Raw genomic sequence first — 16,756 nt, forward strand, 5'->3', positions numbered from 1 at the left:
TGGAGTTCCCATGCGCCAGGTAGTCGCCATGTTCGCTCTCGCCGTTTCCTCCACGGTTGCGAGTGCTGCAGAACCGGAGGCTAAAGAGTTCAAGGCCGATGGCAAGACGCTTCCGTACCGACTGATGAAACCGGCCGACCCCGAAGCCGGAAAGAAATATCCGCTCGTGGTCATCTTGCACGGGGCGGGCGAGCGCGGCGTCGATAACAAGAAGCAGCTCGTGTGGTTCTGGAAGGACAAGCAACCGAGCGTGCTGACGCGGCCGGAAGTTACCGCGGCGAAGGCGTTCGTAATCGTACCGCAATGTCCAGAAGGCAAGCGATGGGTCGAAGTAGCCTGGGAGAAGGGGAGTTACAAGTCGCCGGAGATCAGCGAACCGCTGAAGCTCACACTCGCGCTGACGGATTCGCTTCTCAAGGATTTGCCCATCGACCCGGACCGCGTGTACATCGTCGGGATGTCGATGGGTGGCTACGGGGCGCTCGACGCAGCGCAACGACGCCCCGAACTATTCGCCGCGTGTGTACCGATTTGCGGCGCTGGGGACGTGAGCAAAGCGAAAGATATCGCCCACGTTCCGGTGTGGGCGTTCCACGGCGACGCCGACACCGCGGTGCCGGTGAGCGGCTCGCGCGAGATCATCGACGCTCTGAAGAAAGCCGGCGCGGAGCCGAAGTACACCGAATACCCGAAAGTGGGGCACAACAGTTGGTCGCCGGCGTTCGAGGAGAAAGAGTTCTGGAACTGGATCTTCTCGCAAAAGCGCAAGCCGAAGAAGTAAGTGGAGCGGACGATGACGGAAAGGGAGTGGGAGGAATCGGAAGACCCGCACGCGATGCTGATGCGCGTCGAGTCCGAATCGAACCGCAAGTTGCGTCTGTTCGCGTGCGCTTGTTGCCATCGAATTTGGAGTGCTATCCGCGACGAACGGTGTCGCGCTGCGGTACAGGGCGCCGAGCAGTTTGCCGACGGGCTCATTTCACAAGTGGTATTCGCCGAACTGTCGGCAGCAGCAGACGAGGCATACGGGGAGGCTTTCAATTCTACGCGCCCCGGTACCGAGATTGTTGCGTTGTACGCGGCCTATTTCACTGCGGCTGAGAATATCGAAGGGTGGCACATTTCGGACATCTTGCGAGCAACAGCGGATGTTTCGAGAACTGTAAGTAGAGAAGTTCAAGCCGATCTCTTCCGCGAAATCTTTGGGAACCCGTTCCGCGAAACGAAGTTTGACAAGCGGTGGCGCACGTCGGACGTGATGCTCCTCGCGGACGATATTTACACCGATCGCGCCTTTGACAGAATGCCGATCCTCGCGGATGCGCTCCAAGACGCGGGCTGCGACAGCGCGGACGTCCTCAATCACCTCCGCGATCCGAGCGCGACGCACGTCCGCGGGTGTTGGGCGCTCGATTTGGCGTTGGGCAATGAGTGAATCGCTACTTGGTGGCGCTGACAAGAATGCCCGCGCCACCAAGACAAAGATCGTAACTCGCACCCGCGGTACGAGATCACACCAGCGGCTTGTTCCACACGCTCAGAACTGCCGGTTGACCGAGCAGTCGCACGCGGGTCTGACGCGCCTGCGACCAGCGGTGCGATTGCAGCACGCGCTTCAGTCCCTCGTGCTCCATCGCGAGCAGCACCGCCCGGCCGCCCGGCTTCAGCACGCGGTTCCACTCTTCTGCTGCGGCTTCGTAAAGCGGCCCGATCTGCTCGATGGACGAGAGCTGCTTACCGAACGGCGGGTTCGATATGATCCGGTCCACGCTCGCGGTTTCCAGCGGCAATGCCGTGGCGTCCCAGCGCGCGAGAGCGGCGCGGCCGACGTTCTCCAGGTTCTGTGACGTGACGAACACCGCGTTCGGGTCGATGTCGCCGCCGATTACGCGGACCTGCTCCAGCCCCCCGCGGTTCCGCTTTTCGGCCACGTTCAGCGATTCGGCCAGAATCGTGCCGGCCCCGCAGAACGGGTCGAGCACGGTCATATCCGGCCCGATCCCCGCCAGCCGGACCATCGCCGCCGCCACGGTGGGGCGCAGCGACGCGGCGACGTGTTCCAGCTTGTACGTCCGGTGCCGCATCGTGCGGTCCGAGAGGCGCACGCCGCACACGGCCGTCTTGCTGTAGATCGTCAGCCAGATTTCGAGCCAGGCGTTCTCGTTGCTGTAGTGCCATCCGTGCGGGATTTTGCCGGCCAACCCCTCAATGAACGCCCCACGCGCGTCGGCCCGGCGGAACCCGTGTTCGCCCTGCATCTGGCACACGATGTGGTACGTCGGGCGCCCCTTCGTCTTGGGCCGGATCTTGTGGTGGAGCTTGAACAGGTGCTCCCAGTCCGGTTTGCGCGCGGTCCAGGTGCGGAGCGTCTCGAGGTCTTCGGATTTGTACGTGAGCGAATCCGACCCCCACGCCATCAGGAACACGTCTTCCGTGGTCCGGAGCGACAGCACTTTGTCGCTCAGCGTGTCCATGCGGAACACGACCAGTCCGCGCGCGGTCTTCTTCACCTCGCCGCCGATGTCGCGGGTGATCTCGTCGGCCGCGGTGGATTCGATCCCCCCGTGCGTCATGGCGTAGAGCGCCGGTAGCGGCTTGTCGTCGGTCGGTCGTCCGGAGCGGGACATCGGTAACTCGTGCGCGGGCGGAAACAAACAGACATGATATCAGATCCGCGGCCGCCGTGTTACTTCTGGAAGTGTTCGCGCCCCTCGGCCGACCCGAGCATCAGTAAGCCCCACAATCCCGCGATCGCCCCGGGCACACAACACAAGTGGGCGAAATTGAGCGCAGCGAGTACGCACGCCACCTGTGCGAGCCGGTAGTTGCGCCGCAGCACGATCGACAACCCGCCCAGGAACACCACGCCGCTCGCCACGAGCGATGCGGGCAAGATCCACTGAAACTGACGGAGCAGGCGCTCGGTTTCTTGTGCGTCGTTGTCGGCTTGTTTCTCGGGCGGTTCGCCCGCACCGATGCCCATCTTGCGCAGCGTGTCGACCTGCTTGCCCGCCCACTCTTTCCCTTTAACCGGGTCCGCCACCAGAACGAGCAGCCAGGCGTTCACGAGCACGCCCATCACGCCGCACAGGAGCAGCCCGAACGCCGGGAGCATGAGCATGACGTCCGCGCGCGGACGGGCTTTCGGTGCATCCGCGGTGGTGGCCGGGCGCGAGAGCAGTTCGGCGCCCGTGAGCTTGCCGTCCGCGCGCACCGGTGCGCGGAACATGGCCTTGCACTCCGGGCACTGGACCTGTGTGCCGAGCCAGTCCAGCGGCACCCGCACCAAGTGCTTGCACGCCGGGCACGCGATAATTTCCGTTTCGGGCGTCATCTTCGGATAGTCCCCGCGGTTCGGATCGCACGCGGGTAGAATACGAACGGGCGGCGAACGGAGACACTTCCATGCCAGAATGGTTATCGAGCCGATTGCCCGACGGCTGGGCCGCGTGGCACCTGATCGCGCTGAGCGTCGGGTTGGCGGTGGGGATGGCGACGGTCAGCCTGTTCGCCGTCGGGTACATCCTCGCGCGCTTACCGGCCGACTACTTCGTGAACCCGGACGCCCGGCGCCCGATCGACCGGCACCCGATCCTGAAGTGGCTCTTCGTTTTGATGCGGAACGCGATCGGGTACTTCTTGATCGCTTTGGGCGCGGTGCTCTCGCTGCCCGGCGTTCCCGGTCAGGGGCTGCTCACGATTCTGATGGGCGTGATGCTGATCGACTTCCCGGGGAAGCACCACTTCCAGAAGTGGCTCGTGACGCGCCGTGTGATCTTGGGCGGTGTGAACCGACTGCGGGCGCGGTCTGGAAAACCGCCATTCGTGACGGAAAGCCTCGACTTGGAAGGAAAAAGGCAAAAGTAAAAAGGCAAAACGAGAAGCACGGAACCAAATCCGCTTTTCGTTCTGCCTCACTTACTTTGGTCTTACCGCTTTCGTTTTACCTTTTTCCTTTTCACTTTTGCCTTTGACTAGCCTTCGCTTCCCATGATCGCCGTCGTTTTCACGGATATCAGCGTGGGCATGAGCATGAGCGTGGGTAAGAGCGGGCGATAATTGCCGTCGATCGTCACGGCGATTTTCTCGGTAAAGACCGCGGTGTTCCACGGTACCGCATAAGGGTCGGAGGCGTTAAACGGGTTCGGGTACGTCCCGGCGGGCGCGGTGGACTTGGCCTTCGGGCGCACGACCGGTGGACTGAGTGCCAGCCCCGACTGATCGACCGCGTAGGCGGCGACCTGGAACCCCTCAATGTTCTTCTGCATGCCGCCCATTCGGGCCGTGGTGTAGTTCTGAATGGACAGGTAGATCGTGCCCGACGCATCCGTGTAGTCGGTGTCGTCGAACGTCGAGGGTTTGTCCAGGTTCACCACGGCGTACCGCGCGCCGTCGCGCGCCGCGTTGTTGCTGATGTGCAGCACCATGAGGAACCGGCAATACTCAAACATGCCGAACAAGAGCAGCATGAAGACCGACAGGACCAGCGCCGACTCGACGACGGTCATCCCGCGACGGTGCTTTCGGCGGAGTCGGGTTACGAGCATGTGTGCGTCCGTGTTCGGTGCGGCGATACAGGGTTTTCGGGCGCTACCAAGTGGGCAGGGCGGTGTTCACCTGGAACCGGTCGTCGGTCAGCATTTGCCAGGTGACCGTGAACGTCACGGTCGTCGGGTTAATCAGGCCCATGTTGATCCACCGCACCCGGCTCCAGGGGATGCTGACCGTGACGGTGAACATCATCCCCTTTTCCCCGTAGCACGGGTCCGTCGGGTAACTGCCGGCCGGGTAACTGGTGCCGACCGGGTCGGTCGAGAGCGGGACGTAGTCGGTGGTGCGGGGCGTCGTGAACCCGAACGTCACGGTCACGTCGGTCGGCTGGAGGTTCGTCAGCCCGGCGGCGTACATGTAGTCGTACACCGCATCCTTAACGTTCACCGTGCCGCTGGTCACCTTGATTTGGGTCGGGCTGCCGGAACTGTTGATCGTGTACGCCTGGGCGGACAGGCGCGCGCCCTCGCGGGTCGCGTTGCTCACGATCTGCTGCACCTGCACCATGCGCCCGACTTCCCAGATGCCGATCATCAGCGGGATCACGAACAGCAGGAACACGAAGGCGAGTTCGACGGCGGCGACGCCGCGGCGGGCCGGCCCATGCGATCGGCGCATCAATCACCCCGTTGGATAGGAACAGCCGGCACCGGGTGCGGCCCGCGAGCCGGCCGCTGGAACACTCACGCTCGAAATTACGGCTTCTGGCCCCGCCGAGCGTAGGGACCGCGCAACCATAGAACACGCCCCCGGCCGGGCAACCGATCCGGTCGGAAAAGTCGGGTCCGGGATCTTGTTCTATCCTGCAGTAATTCCCGACGAGCCGAGCACCCATGACCCGGCCGCAGACAGTACAGGATGTGTTCGACGCCCTCCGCCGCGACCGGCTCGTTGAGTCGGCCCGGCTGTCGGCGTTTGAGGATCGCTGTTCGGCGCCCGACGTGCCGGCGGTGCTCGCGCGCCTGGTGGCCGGGGGGCTGCTCACGGAGTTCCAGGCCGGCGAGGTCGCGCTCGGGAACAGTGCGGCGCTGTGGTTGGGCAACTACCGCGCGCTGGACCGGCTCGGGCGCGGGGGCATGGGGGCCGTGTTCCTGGCCGAGCACGCGGTTCTCGGCAAGCGGGTCGCGGTAAAGGTGCTCTCGGCCGCGCTGCGTGCCGATCCCGGTGCCCGGAAGCGGTTCTTCCGCGAGGCGCGCGCGGCCGCGACCCTCGACCACCCGAACATCGTGGCCGTGTTCGACGTGGACATGGCACACGACCCGCCGTTCCTCGTCATGGAGCACGTGGACGGGGTGAGTTTGCAGGAGGCCGTCGCCCGGGGCGGCACGTTCGCCGCGGGCGAGGTCGCGGCCGTCGCCGTGCAGGTGGCCGACGGGCTGGCCCGGGCCGCGTCCGTGGGGCTGGTCCACCGGGACATCAAGCCCGCCAACCTGTTGGTGGACCGGCGCGGGGCGGTAAAGATATTGGACCTGGGAATCGCCCGGTTCACCCAGGACGACACGAACTCGCGGGTGAACGGCAACGAGGTGATTCTCGGGACGCTCGACTACCTCGCCCCAGAACAGGCGGTGGACAGTTCGGAAGTGGACATCCGTGCTGATATCTACGCGCTGGGCTGTACGTTGTACTTCCTGCTGACCGGGCACCCGCCTTACCCCGGCAAAGACCTGGCGTGGAAGCTGCGGGCCAAGCAGACCAGCGACCCGCACCCGCTCCAGCAGTTGCGCCCCGATCTACCAGTCGAGTTCGCCCTGACGATTCACCACCTCATGGCCCGCGACCGCGCCGACCGGTGCCCGACGCCGGCTGCGGTGATCGCCGCGCTCCACCCGTGGGCAGTGCCGGGACCAGAATTCCCCGGTCGACTGTTCCGCCTCACGCGAGACAGTACGGCCCACGATCGCTCACCGACCGACCCGGAGCCCGCGCTCCCCGACACGCTGCGAATCATCAAGACGAACGCACGCGGTACGCCGGCCGGAATCACTCTGGCCCCGGCCGGGGACGGGATCAGCGCGCCCGGTGCCGATACGCAGGCTGGTGACACGGCAAGCGTGTCACCCGTCGGACCTGTCGAACCGACACCACCACCGCTTGTACCTTCACTCTTGCCCTTGCCCGACGAACAGGGGACGACGCCCGGGTTCACCTCGCCGCTCGCTCCCGCCCGCGCGGCGCCGATTGGCGCGCCGGAACCGGTCGAGCCGCCTCTGACTCTCCCCGTCCGCTTACCCGAATCTCCGCGTTCCGCACCTCCGCACCCACTGTCCCGCGTGGTCGGGGTGGTCGGATTGGTTGTGGCCCTCGCGGCCGTGATCGCCGGTGCCGCGGCGCTGATTGCGCTCGCGGGGCAGTGAGCCTCATAACGGGCGTAGCTTCCCGGCCCTGTGGTGTGCTACACTATTCCCTATAATTATTTAAACCGCCCCACTCTCTCGGGTCAGTATGCCCGCGCCCGCCACCGTTAACGAACTGCTCGACCGGCTCCGCAAGAGCGGGCTGGTCCCGGCGGATCGTCTGGAAGGGTTCCTCGCGGGACTGCAAACGTCCAGTAGCACCCCCCTCACAACAACCGCGGTACTCGATCGGCTCGTGAACGCGGGGATGATTACCCGCTTCCACGCCGACAAGCTGGCCGCCGGGAAGTACAAGGGGTTCCTGCTCGGCAGCTACCTCATCCTGGATCAGCTCGGGGCCGGCGGGATGGGGCAGGTGTACCTCGCCGAGCACGCCCACATGCGGCGTCTCGTCGCGCTGAAGGTGCTCGACCCGCGCGCGTTCGAGAACGACCCGGTGGCCCGCGAGCGGTTCTTCCGCGAGGCCCGCGCCGCCGGCACCCTCGACCACCCGAATATCGTCCGCGTCTTCGATCTGTGCCAGGAAGGGAAGATCCTTTATCTGGTGATGGAGTACGTGGAGGGGCTGAGCCTTCAGGCGCTCGTAACGCAGGTGGCGCCGCTCGACGTGGCCACCGCGTGTCACTACGCCCGGCAGGTCGCGTTCGGACTCCAGAACGCGCACGAAATGGGATTCGTTCACCGCGACATCAAGCCGGCGAACCTGTTGCTCGACCGGACCGGGGTCGTGAAAATTCTCGACCTGGGGCTGGTGCGGTCCGAGGCCGACGCGGGCACGATGCTCACCCAGCAGCTCGACAACAAGAACATCCTGGGGACCGCCGATTACGTCGCGCCCGAGCAGGCGGTAGACAGCTCGAAGGTGGACGTGCGGGCGGACATTTATTCGCTCGGCGCGACGCTATACTTCCTGCTCGCCGGGCGCCCGCTGTTCCCGGAAGGGCGGACCGCGCAGAAGCTCGTGTGGCAGCAGATTAAAGAGCCGGTCCCGATCGCGCGCCTGCGGCCGGACGTGCCGCCGGAACTGGCCGCGGTGATTCACCGGATGCTGCAAAAGCGCCCGGCGGACCGGTTCTCATCGGTTGCGGAAGTGTTTGAAGCGCTGGCCCCGTTCGATACCGAGGACATCCCGCCGCCGAACCCGGAGTGGATGCCCGAAGCCCCGGCGCGGGTCGCAATGGCCCGCGGGGCGCCCGGCTCGTCCCCGCGCGCGTCTTCGGGTCACGGGTCCAGATCTCAGATCGTTGTCGCCGCGATGCGCACGGGGACCGGCGGGTCGTCGGCCGCGATGCGCAAAGAGCGCGGCGACGGTAGCGGGTCCGATGCGGGGAAGGTCGCGGTCCCCGCGCCGGGCTCGGCGATCCGGAACTCACCTTTTAATGAGCCGACCGCGTCTGCGAACGGCGACGACACGGATCCCCAGTACCGGCCGGACCTCGACCCGGTGCCAGCCGCCCCTCAACCCGCACGCACAACGACGCTGCTCATCGTGCTCTCGATCGCTCTCGTTCTCGCGCTCCTGGGGATCGTGATTCTCTTGCTGGGCAAGTAGCGCCAGTTCCAGAGTTCCACGTTTCGGAGTTCCTACGGCGACGAGAAGGGTCGAGCAGTTTTTAACTTGGAACTCTGGAACGTGGAACTGTTGGAACTCCGAAACTACTTGACCGCTAACTGCACCAGCACCACCGCGAGTAGCCCCAAACTAATCACGCCGTTGACGTGAAAGAACGCGCGGTTCACGCGCGTGAGATCGTCCGCGCGCACTAGGCTGTGTTCGTATACGAGCAGCACGCCGACCGCGATTAGGCCCGCGAGGAACACCCAGTCCAGGTGCGGCGAGGCGAAGTACAACCCCACGAGCAGCCCGAACATTACCGCGTGACACAGAGCCGCGATGCGCAGACTTTTGGGCACGCCGAACCGTGCGGGCACGCTGTGCAGGCCCGCGTCCGCGTCGAACTTCGCGTCCTGGCAGGCGTAGAGGATATCGAACCCGGCCACCCAAAACGCGACCGCGCTGCCGAGTAGGAGTGGGACCGTCATTTCGGTCAGCCCCTTCACCGCGACCCACGCCGCGACGGGAGCGAGCATGAGCGCGCCACCGAGCCAGAAGTGCGCGAGGCTCGTGAACCGCTTCGCGAGCGAGTATCCCAGTACGAACAGCAGTACCGGAGTGCTGCAGTACAGCGGCCACGGGTTTTCGGGCTCGCGCGCGTAAAAGAGCAGCGTGGACGCCACGAACCCCAGGCAGCACACCAGCGTGAACGCCCACACCGTACCGACCCGGAGCGTTCCGGCCGGTAAGTGTCTCCCCGCGGTGCGCGGGTTGGCGGCATCAATGCGGCGATCAACGATCCGGTTGAACGCCATCGCCGCGCTGCGTGCGAACACCATGCAGAGCAGGATGCCGAGGAGGTCTTGCCAGCGGAACGGCTCGTCCTTCCACGCGAGAGCCGCCGCGAGGATGGCGAACGGCAGCGCGAATATCGTGTGGCTGAAGCGGATCAGCTCCAGCAGCTTGTGGACAACCGTGGGCATGGGAAGGAACCGTGGTCGCGGCGGATCGGGTTCGTTGTAGTTTACGAACCTCTGTGGAGTTAACCGCCGCGACCCGTTTCACACAACCCGCGCACGCGGTACACTGGGGCCGCGCGACCGTATTCGTGCTGAATTCCGGCTGTGACATTAACCACCTTGCGCACCCGTAGTTCTGAAAGATCGGTCACTTCTGGCGGTTTGTTTTGGTATGTGGTGTGCGAGTACAATGCGGCAGCCCGTTCCGCACTGCGACACGAAAGACTCGTCATGCGTGTTCTCACCGCGATTCCCGTTTACAATGAGGCGCGCCACGTGCGCGGCGTACTGTCCGAAGTGCGGCGGTACAGCCCGAATATCCTCGTTGTGAACGACGGTTCTACTGACGGCACCGGCGCCCTGCTCGACACCGAGCCCGGACTTCGGCGGATCGATCACCCGATCAATCGCGGGTACGGGGCCGCGCTCATTTCGGCGTTCGCGTTCGCGCTCGAACACAACTTCGATGTGCTCGTGACGATGGACTGTGACGGTCAGCACCAACCGGAACGCATCCCGGTGCTGCTCGAAGCCATTCACGATTGCGACATCGTGTCCGGCTCGCGGTACTTCCGCGACTTCCGCCAGGATACCCCCGCGCCGTCCGACCGCCGGTTCATCAACGCGACCATCACGCGGGAGATCAACCAGCGGTACGGTCTGGATCTCACGGATGCGTTCTGCGGGTTCAAGGCGTACCGGCGCGAAGCGCTTCAGAAAATTCAGATCACCGAACGCGGATGGGGGATGCCTCTGCAACTGTGGGTACAGGCCGCGCGACAGCAGCTTCGGGTGAAAGAGATCGGCGTCCCGCGCCTGTATTTGGACCCCAACCGTGCGTTCGGCGGCGTGATGAACGACCCCGAGCAGCGGCTCGCGTACTATCGCGGCGTTCTCGCCGCGGCCGAGAGCGACGTGCTGCCCGCGGTCCGCGCTGCGTCCTACTGTCCGTGTCCGGGGTCGTGCTAATGCCCCCGCACCAGTATCGCGCACCGGCGGCAAACGGCGCGGTGCTGGCCGAACCCACGTTTGACGTGATCCCGGGACTGGTCGAAGCGAACCGTAAGCGACTCGACCGCGCAGACGTATTTGTCGGAGGGCTTCCGCTCCGCGACTTTCGCGCGATGGTTCGGCGCGAAGCACTGGACTTGGCGAACGGTCGGCGTGAGCTGCTCGGTGAGAAGGAAAGATTTTGGGAATCTCTACCGAATCACGCTGGCGCGTCGCCTGAAGCGCCGCTCCTTCTCGCGGGGCACCAGCCGGAATTGACCCACCCCGGCGTGTGGGTGAAGAACTTCGCACTGAACGGGCTTGCGCAAAAGTTGGGCGGTACACCACTCAACCTCATCGTCGATAACGACACACTCAAAACCCCCGCCTTCCGCCTTCCGGTCTTCAATGGCCGTGACCCGGACTCGGTGCGACTCGAAACGCTCGCGTTCGACACCAACCCCAACGGCAGGGAACTCGCTTACGAGGGGCGCCAGGTTTCTGATCCTCAACTGTTCGATTCCCTTCCGGATCGTGCCGCCCCTCTCTACGCGAATTGGGGATACACCCCCCTACTGGCGAAACATTGGCCGAGTGCGTTAACCGGAACGAGGAGTGAAGCGGCCCCGTGCACCAGAAAGGTGCGCGACATCTTTACTGCGCTGCGCCGGGACCGCGAGCGCGCGTGGGGCTGTAATAACCTCGAACTGCCCGTGAGTCAGTTATCGCAAACGGAAGCGTTCGCGCGTTTCGTTTGGCACATCTGGAACGATTTGCCGCGCTTTCGCGAAGTGTACAACGCCGCGGTCGCAGAGTATCGGAAGGCGAACGGAATCCGAAGCGCGAATCACCCCGTTCCCGACTTGGTGGAGCGCGAGGGGTGGGGTGAGGTTCCCTTTTGGAGCTACATCGATTGCTTTCATAAGCGGCGCAGGAAACCGATGATCCGCGCCACCGGCCGAGAGTTCATTTGGCGGCTAGAGGAGGATCCCTTCGAGAGATGGCCCCTTCCGGGTGAACTCGATGCGTTCGCTCGGTACGTGTCCGTGTACCGTGAAATCCGTCCGCGGGCACTCACGCTCACGCTGTTCGCTCGGGTGTGCCTCGGTGACTTCTTCATCCACGGGATCGGCGGCGGAAAGTACGACGAAGTGACCGATGCCATTATCCGTGACTACTTCGGGATCGAACCGCCCGCGTACCAAGTGCTCTCCGCGACGTTGCACCTTCCGCTGCCCGCGTTCACTTCGACCGCGGGCGATCTGCGAGGCGCGCAGAGCCGTGTCCGCGAGCTGCAATGGAGCCCGCACCGGCATCTGGGAGCGGAGCCGCGCGCGAATCCCGTTGTGCGGGCGCTAATCGCCGAGCAAGAGCACCTCGCCGCGCACGAGCCACCCCAAGGTGCCCACGCCGCGCGCCGGGAGTGGTTCCGCGCGATCCAGCGCGTTAAAGAGCAGTTGCGTCCGTTTGTTGCCGAACAGGTACCGCGGGCTGAAGCGGAACTGGCTCGGGTGCAGAGCGAAGTGGACGCGAACGCGATCCTTCAGCGCCGCGATTACCCGTGGGTGCTGTACCCCGAAGAAACTCTGCGGCCGTTTCTCGAAGATATGCGCGTGCGAGCGAGCGAGTAAAACAACACGGCCCGGCGCAGGGGTGCCGGGCCGTGTTTGATGCCCGTGCGGTTCGCTATTGTTTCTTATTGCGAACCATGTCTTCGATCGCAGCCGCGATCGCGGTAACTTTCTCGTCGGTCAGTTCGTCCAATTTCAGTTCCCATCGCTGCGCGATGCGCATGCGATTGTAGATGATAATGGTAACGGGGGCGTCACCGACCGCGAACGCGGTGAGTGCCGCAGACTTGTCCGCGGCCAGGCCGAAGGGCACCTTGTCGGCTTTTACGATGCCGGCGTACCGCTCCACTTCCTCGCGCTTCTCGTCGCGCTTCTCGTCGTGCGGGTACTCCAAGTCGACTGCAACCTTCTCGTCCGACCCGTCCGCACCTTTCACGGTCACGGCCTTCGTGCCACCCTCGAGTTTCAAGAACATCCCGAACGCGGCCAACTTGTCGGCCTGGTATTTCGAGATCAGGCCCTCGCGCGGTTTGTTGGGATCTTTGGTGTCCGCGTCGAGTTTGCGGAAGAGTTTGCTCAACCCGTCGGTGTCCTTGAGACCCGCGGTGTCGGCCCGCACGAAGATCGCGACCACCGGGGAGAGCCCGTGTTCGCACACGAGGCAGTGCATCTTGCCGGTGCGGTCCCGCGGGTCGCGGTCCTCGTCCTTGACGGCTTCGCCTTTCGGCGCCGCGATTTTCGGCGAGAACCGGTTGTCCACAACGAGTTGCGCGCGGAACGTGGACGGAACCACGTTCGAGTTCGTCGGGGCACGACCCGCCGGCTGCGCCGCCGAACTGAGCGCCGGCACGAGTGCCGATTGCGGCTCCTGTGCCCGCACCGCGGCCCCTGCTACCGTAAGCAACCCCGCCACCGCGATCGCGCGCCGGACAATCATCGCCGCTCCCTCCGAAACCGGTACTTCGTGCCCAACTACATTTCAGCGTGACAGCCCGCGTCGCCGTCGTCAAGGCTCTCGGGCGCCCGGAGTTAGAGTAAGTTTCATTTGGAGGTGCGAGTTTGTGGTGCGTACCACGTGTCCAGTGGCGCGCCGGCCGCCCGTCCGGGGTGCGGGTCGCGCGATTTGGGAGGAGCGTTCGTGCTGCTGACCTTCATTAACCGCCCGCGCGCGGGTAGACTCCACCCCGTAACGACTAACCCACACCAACACAACACACTGGGAACAAGTCATGGCTGAAAAGGGCGACAAACTGGAGAGGCCGAAGGACAAGCACGAGGGCCGGGACAGCAAGGAGCTAAAAACCGCACTCGCGGCGATCGAGAAAGAGTTCGGAAAAGGGTCCATCATGTCGCTCGGCGACATGAACGGGATGGACATCGACTGCATCTCGACGGGCGCGCTGAGCCTGGACTTGGCCCTCGGCGGCAAGGGCCTTCCGCGCGGGCGCGTGGTGGAGATCTACGGGGCGGAAGCCAGCGGCAAAACGACCATCGCGCTCCACACGATCGCGCAGGCGCAGAAGGCCGGCGGGGTGGCCGCGTTCATCGACGCGGAACACGCCCTCGACCCGAGCTGGGCGAAGCGCCTGGGCGTGGATTTGGACAACCTGCTCGTCTCGCAGCCCGGGTACGGCGAAGAAGGTCTGCGGATCGCCGAGATGCTCATCAAGTCGAACGCGGTGGACATCATCGTCGTGGACTCGGTCGCCGCTCTCGTTCCCAAGAACGAAATCCAGGACAGTGAGATCGGCGACACGAAGGTCGGGCTCCAGGCCCGGCTCATGAGCCAGGCGATGCGTATCCTCACGCCGCAGATCAACAAGAGCCGCACCTGCCTGGTGTTCATCAACCAGATCCGGCAGAAGATCGGCGTGATGTACGGCGACCCGAACACCACGACCGGCGGGCTGGCGCTCAAGTTCTACGCGAGCGTGCGGATGGAAGTGAAGCGCGTCACGCACGTGAAGGACGGCGAAGACACGATCGGTGCGGAGACCCGCGTGCGCGTGGTGAAGAACAAGATCGCCCCGCCGTTCCGCAACGCGGAGTTCGAGTTGCTCCACGACCGCGGCATCGACTTCGAGGGCGACGTCATCAAGCTCGCGCTCGAGGACGAGGTCATCGAGAAGAGCGGCGCGCACTTCTCGTACAAGGAACAGCGGCTCGGCCAGGGGATGAAGAACGCGGTCGAGTTCCTGCGCGAGAACCACGCGGTGCGCGACGAAATCGTGGCCGCGGTCAAGGTGAAGCGGACGCCGAAAGTTGTGGACGCGGCAGCACTTGAGGCGACCGCCGCTCAGGAAGAGGCCGAGGCCGCCGCCGCGCTCGCGGCGCTGGGCGAAGAGGTCGAAATGCCGGTCAAGAAGAAGCGCGGTAAGTCCGCGGAGTGATGCCCGGTGAACCCCGCCCGCAAGGGCGGTGGGTGGCGAGTCAGTGTGGCGAAAATAAGCCGCGCCTGAGTGCTACCCACCGCCCTTGCGGGCGGGGTTCACCATTCGGGTTGCCCTCGACTCACTTCCCTTCGCTGTGTTAGCCTCCGGGTTCCGCTCAACCGGCACGGAGGCCGCTGCGTTGTCTGAATCACGATCTGCGAACCGTTCCCTTCTCATTGGCGCCGCAACCAACTGGGCGGCATTCGTGGCGGCGCTCGTGGTCAGTTTCTTTCTCGCGCCGTATCTCGTGCAATCACTTGGGGGGGCGCGTTACGGCGTGTGGTGCGTCGTCGAATCCGTTCTCGCGTATTTCACGCTCTTTGATCTCGGCATCGCGGCGTGCCTCGTGCGATTCGTGGCGAAATTACACCCGACCGGTGATCGCAACGAACTCAGTAAGCTCGTGTCCGCGTGCTTCGGGCTGTTCGTGCTCGCCGGCGCGGGTGTGATGCTGTTGGGTGGCGCGCTCGTACCGTTCGTTGCTCCCGGCCTGGAACGAGAGCTCAACGAAGCCGGGGACGTACTGCCCTTTATGCTGCTCATGCTCGCGAACCTCGCTTTTACCCTTCCGTTGAGCGTGTTCCCCACGATTCTTGATGGCCTTCAGCGGTTCGGTACGAAGAGCGCGGGTCGGCTCGTGTGTCTTGCACTTCGTGTTGCTGGCATTGTTTGGGTGATGGAAACACGGCCGGGGTTGCTCTCCTTGGCGCTCGTGTTCACCGCGGCAAACTTGCTCGAACACGCACTTATGGCGCTGGCGTGCTTTCGTTTCCTGCCGGGTCTGAGGCTTTCGCACAAACTCATCGATCGGCCCACGCTGAAGGAAGTGCGGGGCTACAGCATTGATGCGTTCCTCGCGATGATCGCGGGGCGCATCACGGGGCAAACGGGAACGATTGTTGTGGGCGGATTCGTTACGGCCGCTGCCGCCGGGCATTATGCGATCGCGATGCGGCTTGTGGATATGGCGAAGAACCTGCTCCGCGCTGCGACCACGACTCTGACCCCCGCGGTGAGCGAGCGCGAGGCCGTCGGTGATTTCGACGGCGTGCGCCGGGTGCTGCTCGAAGGTACGCGCTGGGTATTGTACCTCGTGCTCCCGATTCACCTCGGTTTACTGTTCTTCGGTGCGCCGTTTCTCGCGCGCTGGATGGGCAACTCGCAGTACGCCGAGTGGTGCTATCCCGCGATGGCTATTCTCTCCGCGACGCTCACCATCGGTGTCGCGCAATCGGTCGCGTCGCGCATCCTGTACGGGATGGGAAAGCTGAAACTCTTCGCCCGGCTCGCGCTCGTCGAAGCGGTGGTGAACCTCGCGCTCAGCCTCGCGCTCGTAGGGCCGTTGGGTCCGGTGGGTGTTGCCATCGCCGTGGCCGTGCCGAACGTGCTGTTCTGTCTGTTCGTGATTGCTTACGCCTGCCGCATGCTGGAGGTGGGAGTGTGGCACTACCTGCGCGTGGGTTGGCTGAAGCCCGTGTGCGTGACAGCTATTCCCGCAATGGTGTGGAGTTTCGTCGCGCCGGTCGAAGCGGAATGGTTCGCGATCGCATTCGGTGTAGGAATCGGGTTGGTGCCGTTCGTACTTGGTGTTGCAGCAATCGAACTCGCCCCGCGGATCATGCTCATTCGTACCGGAATCACTCGGGCGACGCCTGTGACTCAATCAGGGCGGATAACTGCTGAGGCGTGACCCCGCGAACGAGAATCACTTTGTTTCGGTTCGTCTGACCGCTCAACAGGGCAAGTTGCGACCGCTGAAGTTTGAAGTGCTCGCGGAGCAGTGCGAGTACCGCATCGTTCGCGCGCCCGTCTTCGGGCGGCGCGGTCACCGATACCCTCAGCGCGCCGGCGCGCTCGCCGAGCACCGCGTTCCGCTTCGCTTTTGGCTGCACGCGAACCGCGAGTGCCGCACCTTCCGCGTGTGGCGAAACTGCCGGTGACATTTCGCACGTCTCCACGGATGAAAACGGAATCGAGTGGGTGCCCGGCCGGTGTATTGGCGCGAAGCCGATAGTCGGTTCGCGCGGCTCACCCTATCTCATGGGCACAATACGAGTTCTATTCCGAGCGAACCAAGCTTCGGCCCGCCCCGCGGTGTTTCGCGGGGAGCATGCGCGGAACCGATTCGTGCCCTCAATATTTGAGAACGCGCTGATCGACCCTGCGGCCGCTGGGCCGGAGCAAAGCACGGGCGCGAGGGCGGAAAGAGGTTCTCTGTTTTCCTCTCGCCCGGCGGCGCCGGCCGGTTTATGCTAATGGCTGTTCACACCTGCACCAGCCT

16 protein-coding genes are annotated in these 16,756 nt (G+C 64.3%); 9 read left to right on the forward strand and 7 right to left on the reverse strand.

Features of this window, described 5'->3' with window-relative positions; genetic code table 11:
- The first annotated feature begins 10 nt into the window (after positions 1-10).
- On the forward strand, positions 11-781 hold the full coding sequence (locus J8F10_RS27785; protein WP_210659572.1) for a carboxylesterase family protein: 771 nt from the start codon (positions 11-13) through the stop codon (positions 779-781).
- Between the two features lie 12 nt (positions 782-793).
- The gene (locus J8F10_RS39320; protein ID WP_246523611.1) at positions 794-1,435 is read left to right on the forward strand and encodes a hypothetical protein; all 642 of its coding nucleotides are present in this window, start codon (positions 794-796) and stop codon (positions 1,433-1,435) included.
- A gap of 76 nt (positions 1,436-1,511) precedes the next feature.
- Here the strand turns inward: J8F10_RS39320 and J8F10_RS27795 are convergent, their stop codons facing one another.
- Positions 1,512-2,627, reverse strand: a complete 1,116-nt coding sequence (locus tag J8F10_RS27795; RefSeq protein WP_210659573.1) for a methyltransferase — start codon at positions 2,625-2,627, stop codon at positions 1,512-1,514.
- 59 nt (positions 2,628-2,686) lie between these two features.
- Positions 2,687-3,334 carry a hypothetical protein gene (locus J8F10_RS27800; protein WP_210659574.1) on the reverse strand — a complete coding sequence of 216 codons (648 nt, stop codon included), beginning with the start codon at positions 3,332-3,334 and terminating at the stop codon, positions 2,687-2,689.
- Between the two features lie 71 nt (positions 3,335-3,405).
- On the opposite strand from J8F10_RS27800, the gene J8F10_RS27805 reads away from it, so the two are divergent.
- The gene (locus J8F10_RS27805) at positions 3,406-3,867 is read left to right on the forward strand and encodes a hypothetical protein (RefSeq protein WP_210659575.1); all 462 of its coding nucleotides are present in this window, start codon (positions 3,406-3,408) and stop codon (positions 3,865-3,867) included.
- Positions 3,868-3,974: 107 nt separating this feature from the next.
- Here J8F10_RS27805 and J8F10_RS27810 read toward each other — a convergent pair whose 3' ends face one another.
- Positions 3,975-4,547, reverse strand: a complete 573-nt coding sequence (locus tag J8F10_RS27810) for a TadE/TadG family type IV pilus assembly protein (RefSeq protein WP_210659576.1) — start codon at positions 4,545-4,547, stop codon at positions 3,975-3,977.
- 43 nt (positions 4,548-4,590) lie between these two features.
- On the reverse strand, positions 4,591-5,169 hold the full coding sequence (locus J8F10_RS27815; RefSeq protein ID WP_210659577.1) for a TadE/TadG family type IV pilus assembly protein: 579 nt from the start codon (positions 5,167-5,169) through the stop codon (positions 4,591-4,593).
- A 215-nt stretch (positions 5,170-5,384) separates the two neighbouring features.
- On the opposite strand from J8F10_RS27815, the gene J8F10_RS27820 reads away from it, so the two are divergent.
- Together J8F10_RS27820 and J8F10_RS27825 are read left to right on the forward strand one after the other, a co-directional pair.
- Complete coding sequence (locus J8F10_RS27820; RefSeq protein ID WP_210659578.1) at positions 5,385-6,908, forward strand: serine/threonine-protein kinase; 1,524 nt, start codon at positions 5,385-5,387, stop codon at positions 6,906-6,908.
- 88 nt (positions 6,909-6,996) lie between these two features.
- Positions 6,997-8,460: a serine/threonine-protein kinase gene (locus tag J8F10_RS27825; protein WP_210659579.1), complete on the forward strand. Its 1,464-nt coding sequence runs from the start codon at positions 6,997-6,999 to the stop codon at positions 8,458-8,460.
- Positions 8,461-8,564: 104 nt separating this feature from the next.
- Here the strand turns inward: J8F10_RS27825 and J8F10_RS27830 are convergent, their stop codons facing one another.
- On the reverse strand, positions 8,565-9,446 hold the full coding sequence (locus tag J8F10_RS27830; RefSeq protein WP_210659581.1) for a UbiA-like polyprenyltransferase: 882 nt from the start codon (positions 9,444-9,446) through the stop codon (positions 8,565-8,567).
- A gap of 267 nt (positions 9,447-9,713) precedes the next feature.
- On the opposite strand from J8F10_RS27830, the gene J8F10_RS27835 reads away from it, so the two are divergent.
- Positions 9,714-10,451 (forward strand): glycosyltransferase family 2 protein, encoded by a 738-nt coding sequence (locus J8F10_RS27835; RefSeq protein WP_210659583.1) that lies wholly within the window; start codon positions 9,714-9,716, stop codon positions 10,449-10,451.
- Positions 10,451-12,103, forward strand: a complete 1,653-nt coding sequence (locus tag J8F10_RS27840) for a hypothetical protein (protein ID WP_210659585.1) — start codon at positions 10,451-10,453, stop codon at positions 12,101-12,103. The genes J8F10_RS27835 and J8F10_RS27840 overlap by 1 nt, the downstream gene beginning before the upstream one ends.
- Before the next feature lie 55 nt (positions 12,104-12,158).
- Here J8F10_RS27840 and J8F10_RS27845 read toward each other — a convergent pair whose 3' ends face one another.
- The gene (locus J8F10_RS27845; RefSeq protein ID WP_210659587.1) at positions 12,159-12,980 is read right to left on the reverse strand and encodes a hypothetical protein; all 822 of its coding nucleotides are present in this window, start codon (positions 12,978-12,980) and stop codon (positions 12,159-12,161) included.
- A 292-nt stretch (positions 12,981-13,272) separates the two neighbouring features.
- Here J8F10_RS27845 and recA point away from each other — a divergent pair, with 292 nt between their 5' ends.
- Both recA and J8F10_RS27855 read left to right on the forward strand, forming a co-directional pair.
- On the forward strand, positions 13,273-14,433 hold the full coding sequence (gene recA / locus J8F10_RS27850) for a recombinase RecA (RefSeq protein WP_246523613.1): 1,161 nt from the start codon (positions 13,273-13,275) through the stop codon (positions 14,431-14,433).
- 247 nt (positions 14,434-14,680) lie between these two features.
- The gene (locus J8F10_RS27855) at positions 14,681-16,165 is read left to right on the forward strand and encodes a lipid II flippase MurJ (protein WP_210659590.1); all 1,485 of its coding nucleotides are present in this window, start codon (positions 14,681-14,683) and stop codon (positions 16,163-16,165) included.
- Here the strand turns inward: J8F10_RS27855 and J8F10_RS27860 are convergent.
- Entirely contained in the window at positions 16,113-16,418 is a 306-nt protein-coding gene (locus tag J8F10_RS27860) for a DUF167 domain-containing protein (RefSeq protein WP_210659592.1), read from the reverse strand. The genes J8F10_RS27855 and J8F10_RS27860 overlap by 53 nt on opposite strands.
- Between the last annotated feature and the right edge of the window lie 338 nt (positions 16,419-16,756).

The organism is Gemmata palustris, assembly GCF_017939745.1.
GTDB lineage: Bacteria > Planctomycetota > Planctomycetia > Gemmatales > Gemmataceae > Gemmata > Gemmata palustris.

Bases quoted from the DNA above. Each gene is read 5' to 3' on its own strand.
- J8F10_RS27785 (WP_210659572.1), top strand. From the start codon at position 11: ATGCGCCAGGTAGTCGCCATGTTCGCTCTCGCCGTTTCCTCCACGGTT.
- J8F10_RS39320 (WP_246523611.1), top strand. From the start codon at position 794: ATGACGGAAAGGGAGTGGGAGGAATCGGAAGACCCGCACGCGATGCTG.
- J8F10_RS27795 (WP_210659573.1), bottom strand. From the start codon at position 2,627: ATGTCCCGCTCCGGACGACCGACCGACGACAAGCCGCTACCGGCGCTC.
- J8F10_RS27800 (WP_210659574.1), bottom strand. From the start codon at position 3,334: ATGACGCCCGAAACGGAAATTATCGCGTGCCCGGCGTGCAAGCACTTG.
- J8F10_RS27805 (WP_210659575.1), top strand. From the start codon at position 3,406: ATGCCAGAATGGTTATCGAGCCGATTGCCCGACGGCTGGGCCGCGTGG.
- J8F10_RS27810 (WP_210659576.1), bottom strand. From the start codon at position 4,547: ATGCTCGTAACCCGACTCCGCCGAAAGCACCGTCGCGGGATGACCGTC.
- J8F10_RS27815 (WP_210659577.1), bottom strand. From the start codon at position 5,169: ATGCGCCGATCGCATGGGCCGGCCCGCCGCGGCGTCGCCGCCGTCGAA.
- J8F10_RS27820 (WP_210659578.1), top strand. From the start codon at position 5,385: ATGACCCGGCCGCAGACAGTACAGGATGTGTTCGACGCCCTCCGCCGC.
- J8F10_RS27825 (WP_210659579.1), top strand. From the start codon at position 6,997: ATGCCCGCGCCCGCCACCGTTAACGAACTGCTCGACCGGCTCCGCAAG.
- J8F10_RS27830 (WP_210659581.1), bottom strand. From the start codon at position 9,446: ATGCCCACGGTTGTCCACAAGCTGCTGGAGCTGATCCGCTTCAGCCAC.
- J8F10_RS27835 (WP_210659583.1), top strand. From the start codon at position 9,714: ATGCGTGTTCTCACCGCGATTCCCGTTTACAATGAGGCGCGCCACGTG.
- J8F10_RS27840 (WP_210659585.1), top strand. From the start codon at position 10,451: ATGCCCCCGCACCAGTATCGCGCACCGGCGGCAAACGGCGCGGTGCTG.
- J8F10_RS27845 (WP_210659587.1), bottom strand. From the start codon at position 12,980: ATGATTGTCCGGCGCGCGATCGCGGTGGCGGGGTTGCTTACGGTAGCA.
- recA (WP_246523613.1), top strand. From the start codon at position 13,273: ATGGCTGAAAAGGGCGACAAACTGGAGAGGCCGAAGGACAAGCACGAG.
- J8F10_RS27860 (WP_210659592.1), bottom strand. From the start codon at position 16,418: ATGTCACCGGCAGTTTCGCCACACGCGGAAGGTGCGGCACTCGCGGTT.